We start from the raw sequence: 19,577 nt of genomic DNA, 5'->3' as shown, positions 1-19,577 counted from the left end.
ATTTAAAATAGTATGATTAAAAATCATTTAAAAATAGCCTGGCGGATCTTATTACATCAGAAAGTTTTTTCGCTTATCAATATAGCGGGTTTGGCTATCGGGCTGATGGCCTGTTTGCTAATTGTGCAATACATTAGCTTCGAGCTTAGCTACGATAATTTTCAGAAAAATGGGGCCAATATTTACCGGGTAAAACACGAGGCTTATAGCGATGGTAATTTAACCGAGAACCTGGCCAAAACCTATTCGGCGGTTGGCCCGGCGCTAAAGGCCGATTTCCCGGATGTACAAGAAGTGGCAAGGGTGTCAAAACTGGAGGGCCAGGTAAGTGCACAACAACCTAACGGCGAAGTAACGGCTTTTAACGAACGCCGCCTTTACATGGTAGATGCATCGTTCCTGAAAGTGTTTACCTTCCCTATGATTAAGGGAACGTTGGCCGCCCTTAACAACCCCAATTCGGTTGTGCTGACGGAATCTGCGGCGAAAAAATACTTTAGTAACCAGGATGCCATAGGTAAAACCGTCAAAATACAGCAACAGATCTCGGGCACAGATATTACGGCATCGGTTACCGGCATCTGCCGCGACGTACCTGCAAACTCGCACCTACAGTTTGATTTCCTGGTATCTCAGGACCTAAAAGCAGGCGACTGGATCTATCCCGACTTTTATACCTACGTTTTGCTTTCGCCCAACACAACCCGGCAGGCTTTTGAGGCAAGGTTGCCGGCTTTTATGCACAAGCACATTAGCGATGGCAACCCAAGCGCTAACTTTACTTTAGGTAAAACCAATATTGGCAATATCCGCCTTTCTTTACAGCCGCTAAAGGATATTCACTTATACTCCAATCTTTCGCAAGATATAAGTGCAGGCGGTAACGGCAAAATGGTGTGGTACCTGGGTATTATTGCGGCCCTTATCCTGCTTATTGCTTATATCAATTATATAAATCTTTCTACAGCTAAGGTAATCGAGAGGGCCAAAGAGGTAGGCATCCGTAAGGTGCTGGGTTCGCGGCGCATCCAACTTGTAATCCAGTTTTTGTTCGAGTCGGCACTTATCAATGTATTTAGTATAGTAATAGCCGTTATTGCAGTGGTTATAGCCATGCCATGGTTTAGTGCGTTGTGTGGTGTAAACATGCAATTTACCCTTTGGAAAGGGCCTGTATTTGTTTTAAGTTTTACCGGCATTATTATAATCGGCATTATACTATCGGCATTATACCCGGCGCTGGTGCTGTCTAATTACAAACCCATACAGATCTTAAAAGGCAAGTTCCCGAATATGGGGGGTAATATCACCCTGCGTAAATCATTGGTTGTTTTCCAGTTTGCTGCCACTATTACTTTTATGATAGGTACGCTGGTTGTTTACCGGCAGGTTAGTTTCATGAAAAATGCCAAACAGGACATGGATATGAAACAAACCCTGATTGTACTGGCACCGCAAATTGTAAGGGCAGATGATGCCGCGGCCACTAATTATGCAGCTAAAGACAGTGTTTTTCAGGCCGAACTTTTGCGCAACCCGCGTATCCAAAGCGCCACTTCATCATCAAGCATACCGGGGCAAAACATTGATTATGTTATGTCGTACAGCCGCCCGGAGATAGGTGCGGAGGGAAAAAATGTGAGGTTGCCAACATTTGAGATCGGTGGAAAATTTATTTCCCAGTTTAAAATGAAATTAATTGCCGGCGATAATTTTAAGTTTGATTTTATGGCCCGCCGGCAGCCCATGATGCTTAACGAGGCGGCCTTGTTATCATTAGGCTTTAAGAGCCCGCAGGATGCCATTGGTAAAATAGTACAAACAAAAAATGGCAGGGGCCGTGTATTTGAAAATGAAGTTGTGGGCGTTATCAAAAACTTTCATCAAACATCATTAAAAGATGCGTTTACGCCTATTGTGTTCCGGGAGATAGACCCATCGAGCATTACACATTATGAGTTGAAAGTAAATAGCGCCGATATGGCCGGCACTATTGCCCAGGTACAAAAAACTTATAAAGGCGTTTTTACCGGTGCCGCCTTCGATTACTTTTTCCTGGATGAGTTTTTTAACCAACAGTATAAAACTGAACAAAGTTTTGGGCAGGTATTTAGCCTGTTTTCGGGGTTTGCGGTTTTTGTGGCCTGTTTAGGGTTATTTGGTTTAACGCTTATTACCTTATCGCAACGCATAAAAGAAATAGGGATCCGTAAGATACTGGGGGCATCGGTACCTAATATTTTAATGCTGATAACAAAGGATTTTATCGGCCTTATAATTATAGCAAACCTTATTGCCCTGCCGCTGGCATATTGGGGCAGTTACCAATGGCTGCAAAATTACCAGTTTAGGATTCAGTTTAGCCTGTGGTTTTTTGTATTGCCCATGTTAGCCGTTTTATTAATAGCTTTAGTAACCATAAGCTTCAGGGCTATAAAGGCAGCTTTATCAAACCCTGTTAATAGCCTGCGGGCAGAGTAGTCATAACCTTAAATTATAATTATGAAAAAAACAGGATACGCCTTGCTGCTGCTGTTGGCCGTCGCATCTGCCGCAAATGGCCAAACGGCAGTTAACGATTCGGTTCAGAAAAAATATAAATCTGGTTGAGAAAAACCTGGTGGGTTTGATCCAAACCGAAGGTGACGGGCCATGGACCATACAGGACCGAATGGTTCATTATAAAGTAAATGGTATTTCCATCGCGGTTATACGTAATTATAAAATGGAATGGACTAAAGGCTACGGCTTTGCCGACGCTACCCGTAAGGTACCCGTTACCGATAAAACCCTTTTTCAGGCGGCATCCATCAGTAAATCGTTAAACGGTGTTGGTATATTAAAGCTTGTGCAGGATGGTAAGCTGGATCCGGATAGAGATATAAATCAGTATTTAACCACCTGGAAATTCCCTTATGATACTGTCGCTAAAGGCAAGATCATCAACACAAAAAATCTGCTGAGCCATACCGCCGGGTTAACCGTGCATGGCTTTGAGGGCTATAGCACTAAAGATACTTTGCCAACTATTGTACAGATCTTAAATGGTAAAAAACCTGCAAACTCAGACCCCGTCCGCTCCATGTTTGCACCAGGGTTACGCTCCGAATACTCGGGTGGTGACATCACTGTATCACAACTTATGCTGATGGATATAAGCCGCCAGCCCTATGATCAGTTTATGTATCAAAATGTGCTAAAACCCTTGGGTATGGTAAGCAGTACCTACGCGCAACCACCTGTTGATGTCAAACCCGAATTACTGGCTAAAGGTTACCGTGGTGATGGCAGCGAAATGAAAAGTAAATACAATGTTTACCCGGAACAGGCTGCCGCCGGTTTATGGACCAACCCTGCCGATCTGTCGAAATATATTATCGAAACACAATTGGCCTTGCAGGGCAAATCAAGCAAAGTACTTAACCAGGCTAACACAAAATTACGGCTTACACCTTACATGGATAAATCGGCAGCCTTGGGCGTTTTTATAAATGATATGGATGGCACTAAGTATTTTGAACATGGTGGCGCGAACGAGGGCTTCCGTTGCCAGTACTTTGGTAGTTTAGAGGGCGGCAACGGGGTGGTGGTGATGGTGAACTCTGATGATGGCGCTATTATGAACGAGATCATAAACAGCGTAGCCAAAGTTTATAACTTTAAAGGTTTATACCATTCTAAAGTTTATAAAGAAGTAGCGGTAGATAGCACAATTTTGCAAACATATGTAGGGAAATACGAAATGAACCAGGGCCGGATCCTTTCTATAACCCGAGACGGCAATAAATTATATGCACAGGCTACAGGGCAGGGCAAACTTGATATTTTTGCAGAAGCGCAAAATAGATTCTTTTTGAAAACTGTCCCGGTTGAGATAGAATTTATTAAAAATGATAAGGGTGCAGTTGTAACCTGCCGAATTTACCAAGGCGGTGTAAACGATGCAAAAAGGATAGAATAATAACCATCATGAAAATATATAAAACTTTACTGCTTGCCGCGATTATACTGTGCGGTAAAAATTGCTTTGCCCAAATAGCATTGCCAAAAGTGGGCGACCTAACCGTTGTTAATCGTCAATTAAGTTTTGGTGCCGATGGAAGCCTGCACTTGAATGAGGTAGACAATGCCGGTTTTGCATGGATCAATAACAGGCATTTTAAAAGCGGCACAATTGAGTTTGACGTTAAAGGCAACGATAAATTGCAGGGCAGTTTTGTAGGGATAGCTTACCACGGCTTAAACGATAGTACGTACGAATGCATTTACTTTAGGCCGTTTAATTTTAAAGCTGATGATGCTGTAAGAAGAAGCCACGGCGTGCAATACATTGCCACCCCAAAATACGATTGGCCTCTACTCAGGGAGAAATTCCCGAATAAATATGAACAGGCGGTTACCCCGGCGCCCGATCCTAACGGATGGTTTCATGTGCGGATCACCATCGACCCCAAAAATGTGAAAGTGTATGTTAACGGTAACCCCAAAGCTATGCTACAGGTGGAGCCATTGGTAAGCACCGGCGGCACTAAAATTGCCTATTGGGTTGGCAACGGCTCGCCCGGCGATTGGAAGAACTTAAAAATAACCGACGCTAAATAAGCAGAATGTAAGAATCAAGGGACAAGAATCAGGACTGAAAAATAAAAAGCCCGGTGCAATCGCATCGGGCTTCCTTTTTTATCTTGTTTCCTGACTTTTACAGTCTTGATTTAATTAGCAGTATTGCTCAAATGCGCCAATAAGGTTATCGGCAATCATTTGTGCAGGGCGGCCTTCAATTTGGTGGCGCTCTATAATGTGAACCAATTTGCCATCTTTAAACAAAGCCATTGATGGCGATGACGGAGGGTAAGGCAGCATCAGGTTACGGGCAGCATTAACTGCTTCGGTTTCCATACCGGCAAAAACAGTAACCAAGCGGTCGGGGTGTTTTTCATTAGCAGCAGCGGCACGTGCAGCAGGGCGCGCGTTAGCAGCAGCACAACCACAAACCGAATTTACCATTACAAATACAGTTCCTTCGCCTTTAATAGCTGTATTAACTGCATCAGCATCTTTTAACTCTTCGAAACCAACTTTGGTTAATTCTTCCCTCATTGGGGCAACTAAATATTCTGGGTACATAATTTACTTCGCTTATTTTCAGTACAAAAGTACCAATTTCAAAATAAAAATAACCCTTGTTCAGAATAATCCGTAATAATTGACGTTTCCGTTATAATAGCAAGAGGGAGTAGGCGAGCAGGATGTTATGACGGAGATCGCTATATTGCATACTAAGTGTTTTAACCCTAATTAAAACTATAGAATGAACTTAAAATTAAAGATTTAGGTATGGGATTTATAACGAAAAAAAATGACGCCCAGCCGCGTATTGTACAAGTAAAAGCCAAGCACTTTAATTCGTTAAAAGTAACAATAGCCGCCGTACTAATTGTAGTTATGGTACTAATGACCGCTATCACGCGCTTAAACACACAATCGTTACAGCAGAGGCAGGAAAACAGCAGGCTGCAATCGCAGGTAGCTGCATTACAAGGGCAGATCGACAAAGAATCGGAAGACGCCTTGCTGGTAAACGCCGAAAAAGAAGGCAACCGCAGCAAGGCTGTATCTTATATTCAAGATATTCAATCCAAATTAAAAACGATAAATAATTACATGAGCAAACGCGGTTTGCGTGGTTTGTCGTTCCGTAACCTTAACGTTGCCGAGAAACCAAAAAGCGACACTAAGTTATACTCGGATTTTAGCAACTACCTGGATAAGCTGGTAAACAACATCGCTTATATGCCTATGGGCTACCCAAGGCTAAGTTCGTTTACGTCGTTCTTTGGCGCGCGCGGTAACCCGTTCGATTTTGGCGGACGCGAGTTTCATCCTGGGATAGATTTTGCCGGACATCGCGGCGACCCGGTTAAATGTACCGCAAGCGGCAGGGTAGTATTTGCAGGCAAGGCGGGCGGTTATGGTAACTGCATTAAAATACGCCATGCTAATAATATCGAAACATGGTATGGCCATCTGTCAAAAATTAATGTGAAAGAAGGCCAGCGTGTAACCGTAGGCGACCTGATAGGTAAGGTAGGCTCCACAGGCCGCTCAACCGGGCCGCATCTGCATTACGAGATCCGTAAGGATGGGCACCCGGTTAACCCTAAACAGTATTTAAGCTTAAATATTTTATCACTATTGAGGATACTGTAATTAGTTATATTAGCTGCGTAAATTAATACCCTCATAAAATGGAAGACAACTCAAAACAAGAAAAGCCTAAAGAAACAGGCAATGTAATCGTAGTATCTGCAGAACTATTGGCTAAAAACAAAGGCGATCTTACCCCCAAGGAGCGTTGCGAAGCAGACCACGCCGGCCGTTGCGGTAGCTGCGACAACGACGGTTACTTTACCCCCTGCGCATAATGAGGATAGCTGTACTTTGTTTTTGGATAATACTAACCCGTGTTGGTTACTATTTTTTAATACAAGGTAGCCACAGCGGGTTATACTACATTCAAATGAGTAACCTAAAGGACATTTGCCAATACCTTGGCATTGCGGGTTGTTTATTTTTGCTGTACAAACGGCAGCTATCGGCGCCAATAAGGTATTTGATAGTTTTAGCGGTGGCCTATTGTATCTCCTTTGCCTGTGTAATGCTTTACCCTTTCTTAGATGGCGAGGCCCGAAGCAATAGCGACCAGTTTTTATTTGCGTTTAACATTTTCTGGGCTGTGGCATCAAGTGTGATGTTCCTGTTCATGATTTTTTATACCGAGCAATTCTCTACAAAGAATGTAAGCAGCTAAGCGTATACCTGTTGCATTTATTACAAGCTCATTTGCTACCACAACAGGTTGTGCAATTGCCCTGTAATGTTATTGTATCCAATTTCTTTTGGATATTTATATTCACTACTTTTGCATTTCATAAAAACTAATATTATGTCGACAGTAGAAACTGCATACGTTAAGTATAAAGTGAAAGATTTTTCACTGGCCGAGTGGGGCCGTAAGGAGATTGAATTGGCCGAGGCAGAAATGCCGGGTTTAATGGCTTTACGTAAAGAGTACGGCCCGGCCAAAATATTAAAAGGCGCACGTATTGCAGGCTGTTTACACATGACCATCCAGACTGCCGTTTTAATTGAAACTTTGATAGAACTGGGTGCCGAAGTTACCTGGTCGTCATGTAATATATTTTCTACACAAGACCACGCTGCTGCTGCAATTGCTGCCGCTGGTACTTCTGTTTACGCCTGGAAAGGTATGAACGAGCAGGAGTTTGACTGGTGTATAGAGCAAACATTATTCTTTGGTGAAGACCGCAAACCGTTAAACATGATATTGGATGATGGCGGCGACTTAACCAATATGGTTTTAGACCGTTTCCCTGAGCTTATCGGCGAGATAAAAGGTTTATCTGAAGAAACTACTACAGGTGTACACCGCTTGTACGAGCGTATGAAAGCCGGTACATTGCCAATGCCTGCCATCAACGTGAACGACTCTGTTACCAAATCAAAATTTGATAACAAATACGGTTGCCGCGAATCATTGGTAGATGCCATTCGCCGTGCTACTGACGTGATGATGGCCGGTAAGGTTGCTGTTGTTTGTGGTTATGGTGATGTTGGTAAAGGTTCTGCAGATAGCTTGCGTAACTCTGGCGTACGTGTAATTGTTACCGAAATAGATCCTATCTGTGCTTTACAGGCAGCTATGGAAGGTTTCGAAGTGAAAAAATTAGGCACTGCTATTAAAGAAGCTGATATTGTTGTTACTGCAACAGGTAACAAAAACATCGTTCGCGAAGAGCATTTCCGCGCGTTAAAAGACAAAGCAATCGTTTGTAACATCGGTCACTTTGATAACGAGATTGACATGGCCTGGTTAAACGGAGCTTATGGCAACAGCAAAATCGAAATTAAACCACAGGTTGATAAATATACTATAGACGGTAAAGATGTTATTGTATTAGCAGAAGGCCGCTTGGTAAATTTAGGTTGTGCTACAGGCCACCCAAGCTTTGTAATGAGTAACTCGTTCACCAACCAAACTTTGGCCCAAATAGAACTTTGGACTAACGGCGCGGCTTACAAAAACGAAGTTTACACCCTGCCCAAATATCTTGACGAAAAAGTTGCCCGTTTACACTTAGAAAAAATTGGTGTTGAATTGGAAGTTTTAGACCAGGACCAGGCGGAGTACATCGGCGTGACTGTTGAAGGTCCGTTTAAACCGGAGTACTACCGTTACTAAGAAGAAAAAGGTGCTAAATGTTCACGTTCACGGCCGTGAACGCCGGTTAAGTTTTGCAAATTGCTTATAATCAGTTGTTTCAAAATTTCGTGAACTGACAAAATAGCGCCACCAATACATAATAAAAAAGGGATATGGCTTTTAGCCATGTCCCTTTTTTGTTTTATTAATACGTCATGCCGAACTTGTTTCGGCATCCCACAAGTCAAGTCGACTTATGTTTAACATCCGTCCTGAGAGATCCTGAAACAAGTTCAGGATGACTGGCTTTTTAAAGTATCTCATAGGATCCCCTTATCCACGCAAATAACTGCGGACGCAAATCATTTACTGAATTTAATCTGATGTGGTTTTGGAAGCGCTTTGATGTGGCTGCTATGCTTTTGATGATGGGTGGTTCGTCTATTTTAGTGGCCGAGTAAAATTTCAACTCCAGCTGCTTTTGCATGGGGCGGATCACGAAGAACGTTTGCCTGTGTACAAAGGTAATGCAGTTTGGGGTAACGCCTACCAATACGTTGGGCCAGTCGGCAACCTCGGCAAGGAGTTTATCAAACGTAAGTACAAGCTCGTCAGATTTTCCTTTAAAAAGGTCATCAAGATTTATGCGGGCGCAGTGGTGCCACTGGCTTTCCCTGGTTAATTCACGGTCGCATTTTGGGCAGGTGTAAGGCATTAAAAAACTATGGTAAACTTCGTGCCAATATTTGGCTCGCTCTCTACGCTGATCTTCCCGCCGAAGGTTTCTATCTGGGTTTTGGTCATGAACAGGCCAATGCCCTTGCTATCGTGCCCGGCGTGGAAAACGCTGTTCAGTTTAAACATATCGTTGCCGTGCCTCACTAAATCTATCCCCAGACCGTTATCCTCAAAAGTTAGGGTAACATGGCCGTTTACCAATGCCGAGGTAATGTTAATAACAGGCGGCACATCCGGCTTGCTGTATTTAAGCGAGTTGCTCACCATATTGTAAAAAATACTCTCAAGGTACATTTTAGGGAACTCCATACTGGTTACCCCAAAATCTGTAGTGATCCGCGCTTTCTTCTCTATCATCTGGCCCTTAAGCATGGCATCGGTAACCTTTACCATTTCGTTTAGGTCGCAGGTATCGTAAGCGATGTTTTTGCTGTTACGCACTTCTAATACGCGCATCAACTCATTCAGGGTTTCGTTTAATGATTCGCTGCTTTGGTTCAGCATCTGCAAAAACTCATCCTTCTCCTCATCGTCCGCGCTATCGCCAATCATGTTTAATATCATGCGGATGCTTCCTGCCGGGCCGCGCAGGTTATGCGCCACAATCCGGTTAAAATCTTCATATTGGCTAATGCGGTTCTCGAGGTCCAGCGCGCGTTTGTATTCGTCAATATCATAGCAGGACCCAAACCATTTTAATATTGTACCATCCGCGGCAAGCATAGGTTGCGCCATAGATTTATGCCATTTATAAACGCCATCCTCCGCCCTGCGGAAACGGACTTCGGACTTATACGGCTCTCCGGTGGCTAAAGAATGATGCCAGTCTGCATAATCTTTAGGTGCATCATCAGGATGTATCACCGGCTCCCAACCGTAAAGCAAGGTGTCCTCCAGGCTAAGCCCGGTATAATCAAACCAATGTTTGTTATAGTAATCCATGGTGCCATCAGGGCTCGATGTCCAAATGATCTGTGGTATGGAATCTGCCAGGAACTTAAACTCCTGGATCTTTTCGATGGTTTTATCCTGCTCCTGAACAAGTTCTATCTGTTTTATCAGTGCAAGGTTAAGCGCCTCTTGTGTTTCTATCGATTTTTTAAGGGCAAGCTCGGCGTTCTTATAATCATTTATATCCTGGAAAGTACCGTATAGCCTTACACAAACACCCTTTTTTAATTCGGCGTTGCCCAGGGCGCGTACCCAAACTTCTTTGCCATCTGTATTAATTATCTGCAGTTCCTCGTTCCATGGGGTGCCATCGGCAATAGTTTTATTTAAAGCGGCGGTTATGCGGTCGCGGCTGTAGCCTTCCTTATAAAAGTTAATGCCGGTTTCTAATTGCGGTTCATAATCTGCAGGCACGCCGTGGATCTCTTTGGTAACAGATGTCCAGTAAACCTTTTGCTGTAAAATATCAACCTCCCAGCCACCTACGCGGGCAACCTGGTTGGTTTGCTCCAGCATTTCTTTGGTACGCTCAAGGTCTTTTTCAAGGCGATAGCGTTCGGTAATATCAATGGCATTGCCAATAATATAGGTGCCCTCGCGCGGGGATATTTGAAGTGTATTATTATATAACCAAACCTTCAGGCTGCCATCTTTGTGCTTGGTAAGCATCTGGCCCGACGATTGGCCCATTGTGGTTATTTCTTTTAAATAAGCGTTTAAAAACCCGTGCCTGTCTTTAGGTACAATATCAAAAAGGCTCAATTCAACTATTCAACTATTTCATCTGGCGTGTAACCCAATATACCTGCGCCCGCTGCATTCACCGACAGGAATTTACCTTTCACATCATGCGTACACATCAGCCCTTGCGAATTTTCGAAAAACACACGTAGTTTTTCTTCGCTTTCCGCAAGAAACTTATCTTTTAGTACAATGGCAGTTACATCGCGCCCGATGCCAAAAATATGACTCGTTAAAGCTTCGGGGGTAGATGTCCATTCAATGGTTTTATAATCGCCATCGATGGTTTTCATGCGCTGCAAAAAGTTGGTGGTTTCCTTCCCGCTCATCATGCCCTTAAGCTGAGCTTCGGTTTTTGTTAGGTCATCCGGGTGGATAAACTCGAATGAAGACGTGGTAAGCATATGCCGCTCGCTCCATCCCAAAATTTTGGTAAAGGCCGGGTTAACGCGCTTAAAAAAGCCATCCATACCACCCACAAAGATCAGGTCGTTTGAGTTTTGAAAAAGCTTCTCAAAGTTCTTCAGGTCCTGCTTTTTACGGCGCTCAACTATCAGGGATATAACCTCTTCAGATAATAGCTGCAGCGCGCGCTTTTGGTTTTCGTTTAGCGTGCGTGGTTTACGGTCTATAACGCAAAGCGTGCCCAGGGCGTAACCGTCGGGGTCTATTAGCGGGTAGCCCGCATAAAAGCGGATCTCGGGGCCGCCGGTTACCAGGCTGTTGTGTTGAAACCTGATATCGCGCGTGGCATCGCTCACTTCTAAAAACTGGGCATCGGTAATGGTGTAGCGGCAAAAGGAAACATCGCGCGGGGTTTCTTTTACCGGCAAACCCACGGCCGATTTAAACCACTGGCGGTGCTCGTCCAATAACGAAACCAGCGAAATAGGTACCTCGCAAATTATAGAGGCCAGCTCGGTAAGGCGGTCAAACTCGTGTTCGCTTAACGTGTCTAATATATCATAGTCGTCCAGCGCCTTTAAGCGTTCAATTTCGTTGGCTGGTTTAGGGGAGTTGCTCACGTTGCTGCTGCTGTTGTTAAGGTATACGAATATATCGAATCAATAGTTTCCAATATCCATTGGGGAGATTAATTAATAGTTAAACGCCGCTTGCTTTACGTTATTATAGATTATCATTAGGCTATCGGCATAGTTTGATTTTATTTGTAACTTGATCCCGTTTTTAACACCTTATTACAATGAAACTGATCAATAAAAAAACTATCGTAGCGGCAGTATTGTGCCTGGGCGCGGTAACGGCATTTTCGCAGGAAAGCCAAAACATCCCTAAAGATTACCTGACCAAAGAGTTCCATGCCGGCAGGCGCGAGGCTTTGCGCAAAATGATGCCCGCAAATTCGGTAACGGTGATATTTTCCTACCCCGAGCAGGTTTTCTCTAACGATGTAAATTATGTTTTTCATCAAAATCCCGACATGTATTATTTCTCGGGCTATAAAGAGCCGGATGCCGCGTTACTGGTTTTTAAAGATCTGCAGGGCGCGGGTGATACCAGCTATAACGAAGTGCTTTTTGTGCGCAAGCGCGATGCGCAACGCGAGCAGTGGACAGGCCGCCGTTTAGGTGTTGAGGGTGGTAAAACCCAGTTAGGCTTTAAATGCGTTTACAATAGCGGCGAGTTCGCTAAATTCCCTATAGACTTTAAAAAATTTAAAACCGTTATTTATGATGACCTTAATGAAGATGCCGGCGGCGATCTTAAGGAACTGATCAGCACCTTCAAAACCAAAGCGGGTGTAGTTGCTGTTGGTAAAGGCTTAAAGGCCGATCTGGATATTATTACCAAATATGCCCGCCCTGCAAACCTGCCGCAAATAGTGGCCTACATAAAACCACGCGCTAATGACGAAGCGCATAAGAATAGCGCCATCATCCAGGAGTTGTTAGCCAAGCCGGACTCTGCGACATTAGCCGGCGTTAAGGCGAAAATAGCGGCGACATATGGTGATGCCGGCTTATTTGGTGAATACACAACTGCTTTACGAGGTGTTAAACAGCCCCAAGAATTAGCGCTGCTAAGCAAATCTGTACAGCTGTCATCTATTGCACATGCCGAAGTGATGCGTGCCGTAAAACCGAGCATGAGCGAGCGCGAACTGGAAGGCATTTTGCTATACGTGCACAAAAAATATGGTGCCGAAGATGAAGGTTACCCGCCAATTGTTGGTGTAGGCGCAAATGCCTGCATTTTGCATTACGAAGAGAATAACGAAACAATGCTAAACAACCAGTTGGTACTGCTTGATGTAGGTTCGGAATACCACGGCTACTCGGCAGATGTTACCCGTACCATTCCGCCAAGCGGCAAATTCAGCGAGGAGCAAAAAGCCATTTATCAGATAGTTTACGACGCGCAGGAAGAGGTGTTTAAAATGTGTAAAACAGGTGTGCCATATTCTTCGCTTGAAGCCAAAACAGGGGAGGTATTAGCGGCCGGACTTATCAAACTGGGTATCATAAAAGATGCCAAAGAACTGCGTACCTATTACCCGCATGGTGTATCTCACCATTTGGGGCTCGATGTACACGATAAAGGATCGTATGACGGTAACCTGGTAGAAAACATGGTGATTACCGTTGAGCCCGGCATCTATATACCTGCCGGCAGCAAGTGCGATAAAAAATGGTGGAACATCGGTGTACGTATCGAGGATGATGTAGTTATTGGAAAGGACAAAGGCACCATATTGTCATTAGATGCCCCAAGAAAATGGGACGAAGTGGAGAAAATGGCTGCCGAAAAAAGTATCTTTGACGGTGCGAAATTCCCGCCGCTTAAATAGGATTACTTATTATATTAGCAAGCCCCGGTGCAAACCGGGGCTTGCTTGTTTATGGGCCAATCATAAATATGTTTTTATTGTTACTTATGGAATAGTGATATTTGCACAAACACTGCATACTATGGCCCGCTTATCTGTCAACATCAATAAAATTGCTACGCTGCGTAACGCACGCGGCGGCGATAACCCGAATTTGGTACAGGTTGCTAAAGATTGCGAACGCTTTGGGGCGCAGGGCATCACCGTACACCCCAGGCCCGATGAAAGGCATATCCGCTACCAGGATGTGTTCGACCTGAAGAAAATAGTGACCACCGAGTTTAATATTGAAGGGAATTGCCAGGAGCAAAAATTTATTGACCTGGTACTGGCCGCCAAGCCCGAGCAGGTAACCCTGGTGCCCGATGTTTTGGGGCAGATAACATCTAACCATGGTTGGGATACTATTAAAAATCAGGATTATCTAAAGGATATCATTAAGGTGTTTAAAAATGCCGGCATCCGCGTATCCATATTTGTAGACCCGGTTACTGAAATGGTAGAAGCTGCCGCCACAACGGGTACAGACAGGATAGAACTTTACACCGAAGCCTACGCCCATCAATACCCGGTAAATAAAGAAGAAGCCGTTGCGCCGTATATAAAAGCTGCCGAAGTCGCTCATAAACTTGGCCTCGGCATAAACGCCGGCCACGACCTTGATCTGCAAAACCTGCAATACTTTGCGCAAAACATCCCTGCGCTTGACGAAGTAAGTATAGGCCACGCCTTGATAAGCGACGCTTTATACTATGGGTTAGAAAATACTGTGCAAATGTACCTGCGCCAGTTAGTTTAACAGGAGGTGTTTTACGTACAAAGATCTATAGGATAGTAGCTTGTAAAACCAGTGTCACTATCGTATTACCCAATTGTTATTCAACCGCTAATTTGTACCTTTGCGGTAAATTTAAGGGATACCCATTTCAATGAAGCTGAACATAGATTACCAGGAAAAATTCCAGCAAAGGCACATAGCGCCCAACCAGGCCGATACTGATAAAATGCTAAAAACTATCGGTGTAAATACGCTTGACGAACTGATAGACGAAACTGTGCCGGCTAAGATCCGGTTGAAAGCCCCGCTTAACCTGCCGCCTGCCAAAAGCGAGTTCGATTATCTGAACACGCTTAAGCAAACAGCTTCAAAAAACAAGGTGTTTAAATCGTACATCGGTCAGGGTTACTATGATGTGATCGTACCAGGTGTAATTCAGCGGAATATTTTGGAAAATCCGGGATGGTACACCCAATATACCCCGTACCAAGCGGAGATTGCGCAGGGCCGTTTACAGGCTTTGTTAAACTTCCAGACCATGGTTATTGACCTTACCGGGATGGAAATCGCGAACGCATCGTTATTAGATGAAGGTACCGCCGCTGCCGAGGCCATGTTTATGCAATACAGCTTGCGTAAGAATACCGCTGCAAACGTTTTCTTTGTAAGCGAAGAAGTATTCCCGCAAACCATCGATATTTTAAAGACCCGCAGCGAGCCTTACGGCATAAAACTGCAGATAGGCAACCATGCCACTACTCAGCTAACCGACGATATGTTTGGGGCTATGGTACAATACCCTGCAGGTAACGGCGCGGTGTATAACTACACTGATTTCGCTAACGCGCTACACGCCAAAAACATTAAACTAACGGTTGTTGCCGATATTATGAGCCTGGTATTGCTTACCCCTCCGGGTGAGTGGGGTGCAGATATAGTTGTTGGCAGCACGCAACGCTTTGGTGTACCAATGGGTTTTGGTGGCCCGCATGCCGCGTTTTTCGCCACTAAAGAAGAATATAAACGCTCTATTCCGGGCCGTATCATAGGTGTAACTATTGATAGCGCGGGTAACTACGCTTTGCGTATGGCTTTGCAAACCCGCGAGCAGCACATCCGCAGGGATAAAGCAACCTCAAATATTTGTACCGCGCAGGCGCTGCTGGCTATTATGGCCGGTATGTATGCCGTGTACCATGGCCCGCAAGGCTTAAAACTGATTGCCCAACGCATCCACGGCTTAGCGGTGTTGCTGGCTAACTCGCTAACCGAACTTGGTTACGAGCAATTGAACGATACATATTTTGATACTATTAAAGTTGAGCTTGGCGCATTAGCCGGCCCGGTTAAATCCGAGGCGTTAAACAATGAGCTTAACCTTAACTATAAAGGTACGGTAGCTACTATTTCTATCGATGAAACTACATCGCCGGAGGATATCAAAACCATTGTACGTTTCTTTGCTAAGGTTAAAGGCAAAAACTTTGCATACTCAAACTACGAAACACTTAAGAAAAACGTTGAGGGTGTTATCCCTGCCGAATTGCAACGTACTTCTGCTTATTTAACCCACGGTTTGTTTAACTCGCACCACTCAGAGCATGAGATGCTGCGTTACATTAAAGCGCTGGAGGCGAAAGATCTTTCGCTTTGCCACTCGATGATAGCCTTAGGTTCATGTACCATGAAGCTGAACGCTACTACCGAGATGGTGCCCGTTACCTGGGCCGAGTTCAGTAAAATGCATCCCTTTGCACCAACCGACCAGGTTGGCGGCTACATGCAATTATTTGACGAACTGAATAAATGGCTAAGCGAAATTACAGGCTTTGCAGCCATGAGCTTACAGCCAAACGCAGGCGCGCAAGGCGAGTATGCTGGCTTAATGGTTATCCGCGCTTATCATAACGATAGGGGCGACAGCCACCGTAACATCGCATTGATCCCATCATCGGCACATGGTACCAACCCTGCATCAGCCGCTATGGCCGGGATGAAAATTGTTGTGGTGAAATGTGACGATAACGGTAACATCGATGTTGCCGATATGAAAGCCAAAGCCGAGCAATATAAGAATGAACTTTCCTGCTTAATGGTAACATACCCATCAACTCACGGTGTGTTCGAGGAAAGCATCATAGAGATCTGCGAAACTATTCACCAAAATGGCGGCCAGGTTTATATGGATGGTGCCAACATGAACGCGCAGGTTGGTTTAACAAGTCCGGCTAATATTGGTGCCGATGTTTGCCACCTTAATTTGCATAAAACTTTCTGCATCCCACACGGTGGCGGCGGCCCCGGCATGGGCCCAATTGGTGTAGCTAAGCACCTGGTGCCTTACTTACCGGGCCACGCGGTTGTTGATATCGATAACGGCAAAGCTATCCACGCGGTGTCTGCGGCGCCATGGGGTTCTGCATCTATCTTAATTATATCACACGCGTACATTGCCATGATGGGCGGCGACGGTTTAACCAACGCTACCCGTTACGCTATACTGAATGCCAACTATATTAAAACGCGCTTAAAAGATCATTACAGCGTATTGTACACCGGCACAAAAGGCCGTTGCGCGCACGAGATGATCCTGGATTGCCGCTCGTTTAAAACTTTTGGCGTAGAAGTGGTTGATATTGCGAAACGTTTAATGGATTACGGTTTCCACGCGCCAACAGTATCGTTCCCGGTTGCAGGTACGGTAATGATAGAGCCAACAGAATCTGAACCTAAGCACGAACTTGACCGTTTCTGCGATGCCATGATCTCTATCCGCGGCGAGATAGAAGATGTACAAAAAGGCGTATCTGACAAATTAGATAACCCCCTGAAGAACGCGCCACACACCGCCGCTGTTATTACCGGCAACGAGTGGGAGCACCCTTATACCCGCCAAAAAGCAGCATACCCACTACCTTACGTATCGCAGTTCAAATTCTGGCCATCTGTTGGTCGTGTAAACGATACTTATGGCGACAGGACATTGATTTGCTCTTGCCCGCCGTTAAGCGATTACGAGTTTGAAGAAACTGAAGTAACCACGCCTGAATACGGAACATGATTATAGATGTGCATATGCGGGAACGTACAGATGTGCAGATAAATAACTAAATTGAGGCTCCTTATTAAAGGGGCCTTTTTTATGCAATCAATTTATACCGATGATGAAATATTAATCCTAACAGCCGGGAGTTAAATCATACATGACGCTTCGGTGTCAAGATTTGATATTTACTTAAACGAGCACGGGCTGTGTATTGATGTTTATTTCATTTCAATAGAATCTAAACGTATTAACCAAACACATTTTAAACTTAGTTTTATCGATGTGCTGGAGTACGATCTTCGTTGGGATAAAAATTATAGCTTTTATAACGTAGAAAGGTATAAACTGCTAAAGTGCGATATGGGATTTTATCTTAGCCTTGCCCCGGCAGACGAATCGGTCAATGTTTTAGAGGATGACGCAGAAATTATTATAAGCACAAATATCACCGGCTGCTTTCTTTAATTTCTGCCCTTGTTGGTGTTGTCACCAACAAGCCGCCAGTGCATTAACGCATGGATAATTTGCAGTCCTAAATGTTGTTGAGACAACACCAACAACGGCGAAAGTTAGTTTTCATTCCTGTAATTACTGTCATTCCAAGCCGCAGTATTTACTTTGTATTTGTCCCCGTTTTGGATGTTGTTGGTTGAGGGTGTCAACAACAGAGAATTAGTAGCTTTGTTATTAAGAAGACATTGTCGTATATTTAATAACTGTAACCTCAGATGCCGGTTTTTCGTAAACTACTTTATATTTATTGGATACTATTGGGTGTTAGATAAAGTTGCCTGGTTATCGATAATTGTATTTTTAACAGTTGTGCCCCAAAATTTTACAGAAAAAATAGCGTTACAACTTTAAGGAATATAACCTTTTTATTTGCATTTTCGTATAAGAGAACATATGAGCCCTAATAACGACAAACCAGTAAGTGTTTTATTGGTTGATGACGACGAAATAAACAACTTTATCTCTATAAAATTGATAAAGAAGGCTTTGACCAACACGGATATTATGGCCTGCCTTAACGGTAAATTCGCGATCGATACGCTGGCTGACATTCAGTACAAAGACCCTGCAAAACTGCCGGATTATATCCTGCTGGATATTAATATGCCGATTATGAACGGCTGGGAATTTTTGGACGAGTACAAGCGTTTAAACCTCGATCCATTGGGTAAAAGCAAGATCTATATTATTTCTTCCTCGGTCTTTAGCAACGATATTAACAAAGCACGCTCATACCCGTTGGTTAAAGATTTTATTTCTAAACCGCTTAACGTGGAAAAAATAAAGGAACTTTTCGGCGTATCGTCTAATTAAACCGGAATAATCGCAAAAGTTTCATCATCGTATTCAACCTTGCCGATGGCGGTTGCGCGCGCATGGTAAAACAGGCATATATCGCCATCTGCCGCTGCTTTTTTGCCATACGCTATTCTCAGTTCTGCCGAGCGTTGCCCATCGTAGTCATACTTAGCTACAAATTTTCTGATCAGTTGCTCAGGCTCGGGTAGCTCATCGCCACCAAAAAATACTTTTTGGCCTTCGATATCGATCCAAAAAACCTGGTGAAACTTGCTGTGCCCGCCGGATAGTTCATATTTAATGCCTGGCTTATATTCACCATTGCCCGCTACAAAATCTATTTTGACAGTATTTTGCAAAGCCTGGAAGATCTCTACATGATAGGAGCTGGATTTCCCCGTCAATCCGAATTCAAACTCATCTTTTTGGATCACGTGTGTAGCCTGCGGGAAACTTGGTTCAAACTTACCGCTGCGTTCTACCACCAACCCACCTGAATGGTCATAATGCAGGTGCGACATCAATACTAACGTAACATCCTCCGGGTCGAACCCCGCGTTGCGGATATGCTGGTGAAGCAATAGTTCGTCGCGGGTATCTTTATAACCAAGGCCAGCATCAAGCAAGATAAGATCGTCGGCAGTTTTGATCAGGAAAGGGTTTACGTGAATAAAAAGTGAACCCGGACGGTCGCGTTTACTATCGGTTTCAGGATTAAAAGGAATGAATTTCTTAGTAGCATCAACCGAATACGAGCCCTCGCCCAAAGCAAAAATTTCCATAGAGAATGTGTTTGTGCAAATATAAACTACAGAATTTAAGCAGGCGAATATGGGCGGTTTAAGTACGTTTTTGTGACTAAATTGTAACGTTTTAAAACCAGTAACGTCTATTAATCAAACAAAAAATAAAAATATTTTAAATAAAATTTTGATATACG

Annotated in this window: 17 protein-coding genes; 12 read left to right on the top strand and 5 right to left on the bottom strand. The window is 44.0% G+C overall.

Annotated features, from left to right (window positions below):
* The first annotated feature begins 12 nt into the window (after positions 1–12).
* From ACVW0P_RS00910 to ACVW0P_RS00900, 3 genes are all read left to right on the top strand, one after another.
* A complete protein-coding gene (locus ACVW0P_RS00910; RefSeq protein WP_457130404.1) occupies positions 13–2,481 on the top strand; it encodes an ABC transporter permease in 2,469 nt (822 codons plus the stop codon).
* Between the two features lie 145 nt (positions 2,482–2,626).
* Positions 2,627–3,961, top strand: coding sequence for a serine hydrolase (locus ACVW0P_RS00905; RefSeq protein WP_457130403.1), 1,335 nt, complete (start codon positions 2,627–2,629; stop codon positions 3,959–3,961).
* Between the two features lie 8 nt (positions 3,962–3,969).
* Positions 3,970–4,602, top strand: coding sequence for a family 16 glycoside hydrolase (locus tag ACVW0P_RS00900; protein WP_457130402.1), 633 nt, complete (start codon positions 3,970–3,972; stop codon positions 4,600–4,602).
* Positions 4,603–4,716: 114 nt separating this feature from the next.
* Here ACVW0P_RS00900 and ACVW0P_RS00895 read toward each other — a convergent pair whose 3' ends face one another.
* On the bottom strand, positions 4,717–5,127 hold the full coding sequence (locus ACVW0P_RS00895) for a BrxA/BrxB family bacilliredoxin (protein WP_457130401.1): 411 nt from the start codon (positions 5,125–5,127) through the stop codon (positions 4,717–4,719).
* Positions 5,128–5,337: 210 nt separating this feature from the next.
* On the opposite strand from ACVW0P_RS00895, the gene ACVW0P_RS00890 reads away from it, so the two are divergent.
* From ACVW0P_RS00890 to ahcY, 4 genes are all read left to right on the top strand, one after another.
* A complete protein-coding gene (locus tag ACVW0P_RS00890) occupies positions 5,338–6,210 on the top strand; it encodes a peptidoglycan DD-metalloendopeptidase family protein (protein WP_457130400.1) in 873 nt (290 codons plus the stop codon).
* A gap of 38 nt (positions 6,211–6,248) precedes the next feature.
* On the top strand, positions 6,249–6,425 hold the full coding sequence (locus ACVW0P_RS00885; protein WP_457130399.1) for a hypothetical protein: 177 nt from the start codon (positions 6,249–6,251) through the stop codon (positions 6,423–6,425).
* A 95-nt stretch (positions 6,426–6,520) separates the two neighbouring features.
* Positions 6,521–6,811: a hypothetical protein gene (locus ACVW0P_RS00880; protein WP_354428201.1), complete on the top strand. Its 291-nt coding sequence runs from the start codon at positions 6,521–6,523 to the stop codon at positions 6,809–6,811.
* A 135-nt stretch (positions 6,812–6,946) separates the two neighbouring features.
* Entirely contained in the window at positions 6,947–8,263 is a 1,317-nt protein-coding gene (gene ahcY / locus ACVW0P_RS00875; RefSeq protein WP_457130398.1) for an adenosylhomocysteinase, read from the top strand.
* A 271-nt stretch (positions 8,264–8,534) separates the two neighbouring features.
* On the opposite strand, the gene ACVW0P_RS00870 is transcribed toward ahcY, so the two are convergent.
* Genes ACVW0P_RS00870 through ACVW0P_RS00860 form a run of 3 tightly spaced genes read right to left on the bottom strand, consistent with a single transcriptional unit; the run spans position 8,535 to position 11,679 of the window.
* Positions 8,535–8,939: a DUF5655 domain-containing protein gene (locus tag ACVW0P_RS00870; RefSeq protein ID WP_457130397.1), complete on the bottom strand. Its 405-nt coding sequence runs from the start codon at positions 8,937–8,939 to the stop codon at positions 8,535–8,537.
* Positions 8,939–10,675 carry a PAS domain-containing sensor histidine kinase gene (locus ACVW0P_RS00865; protein ID WP_457130396.1) on the bottom strand — a complete coding sequence of 579 codons (1,737 nt, stop codon included), beginning with the start codon at positions 10,673–10,675 and terminating at the stop codon, positions 8,939–8,941. The genes ACVW0P_RS00870 and ACVW0P_RS00865 overlap by 1 nt, the downstream gene beginning before the upstream one ends.
* Before the next feature lie 5 nt (positions 10,676–10,680).
* On the bottom strand, positions 10,681–11,679 hold the full coding sequence (locus ACVW0P_RS00860; RefSeq protein WP_457130395.1) for a PAS domain S-box protein: 999 nt from the start codon (positions 11,677–11,679) through the stop codon (positions 10,681–10,683).
* A 179-nt stretch (positions 11,680–11,858) separates the two neighbouring features.
* On the opposite strand from ACVW0P_RS00860, the gene ACVW0P_RS00855 reads away from it, so the two are divergent.
* The 5 genes from ACVW0P_RS00855 (at position 11,859) to ACVW0P_RS00835 (ending at position 18,652) form a co-directional block, all read left to right on the top strand.
* Positions 11,859–13,463, top strand: a complete 1,605-nt coding sequence (locus tag ACVW0P_RS00855) for an aminopeptidase P family protein (protein ID WP_354428209.1) — start codon at positions 11,859–11,861, stop codon at positions 13,461–13,463.
* A 121-nt stretch (positions 13,464–13,584) separates the two neighbouring features.
* The gene (locus ACVW0P_RS00850) at positions 13,585–14,301 is read left to right on the top strand and encodes a pyridoxine 5'-phosphate synthase (RefSeq protein ID WP_354428211.1); all 717 of its coding nucleotides are present in this window, start codon (positions 13,585–13,587) and stop codon (positions 14,299–14,301) included.
* Positions 14,302–14,431: 130 nt separating this feature from the next.
* Positions 14,432–17,341, top strand: coding sequence for an aminomethyl-transferring glycine dehydrogenase (gcvP, locus tag ACVW0P_RS00845; RefSeq protein ID WP_457130394.1), 2,910 nt, complete (start codon positions 14,432–14,434; stop codon positions 17,339–17,341).
* Between the two features lie 153 nt (positions 17,342–17,494).
* On the top strand, positions 17,495–17,791 hold the full coding sequence (locus tag ACVW0P_RS00840; protein WP_457130393.1) for a hypothetical protein: 297 nt from the start codon (positions 17,495–17,497) through the stop codon (positions 17,789–17,791).
* Positions 17,792–18,232: 441 nt separating this feature from the next.
* Positions 18,233–18,652 (top strand): response regulator, encoded by a 420-nt coding sequence (locus ACVW0P_RS00835; protein ID WP_457130392.1) that lies wholly within the window; start codon positions 18,233–18,235, stop codon positions 18,650–18,652.
* Here ACVW0P_RS00835 and ACVW0P_RS00830 read toward each other — a convergent pair.
* Complete coding sequence (locus ACVW0P_RS00830; RefSeq protein ID WP_457130391.1) at positions 18,649–19,419, bottom strand: MBL fold metallo-hydrolase; 771 nt, start codon at positions 19,417–19,419, stop codon at positions 18,649–18,651. The genes ACVW0P_RS00835 and ACVW0P_RS00830 overlap by 4 nt on opposite strands.
* Between the last annotated feature and the right edge of the window lie 158 nt (positions 19,420–19,577).

The organism is Mucilaginibacter sp. UYNi724 (assembly GCF_054057495.1).
This window is presented reverse-complemented; position numbering and strand designations above follow the sequence as displayed.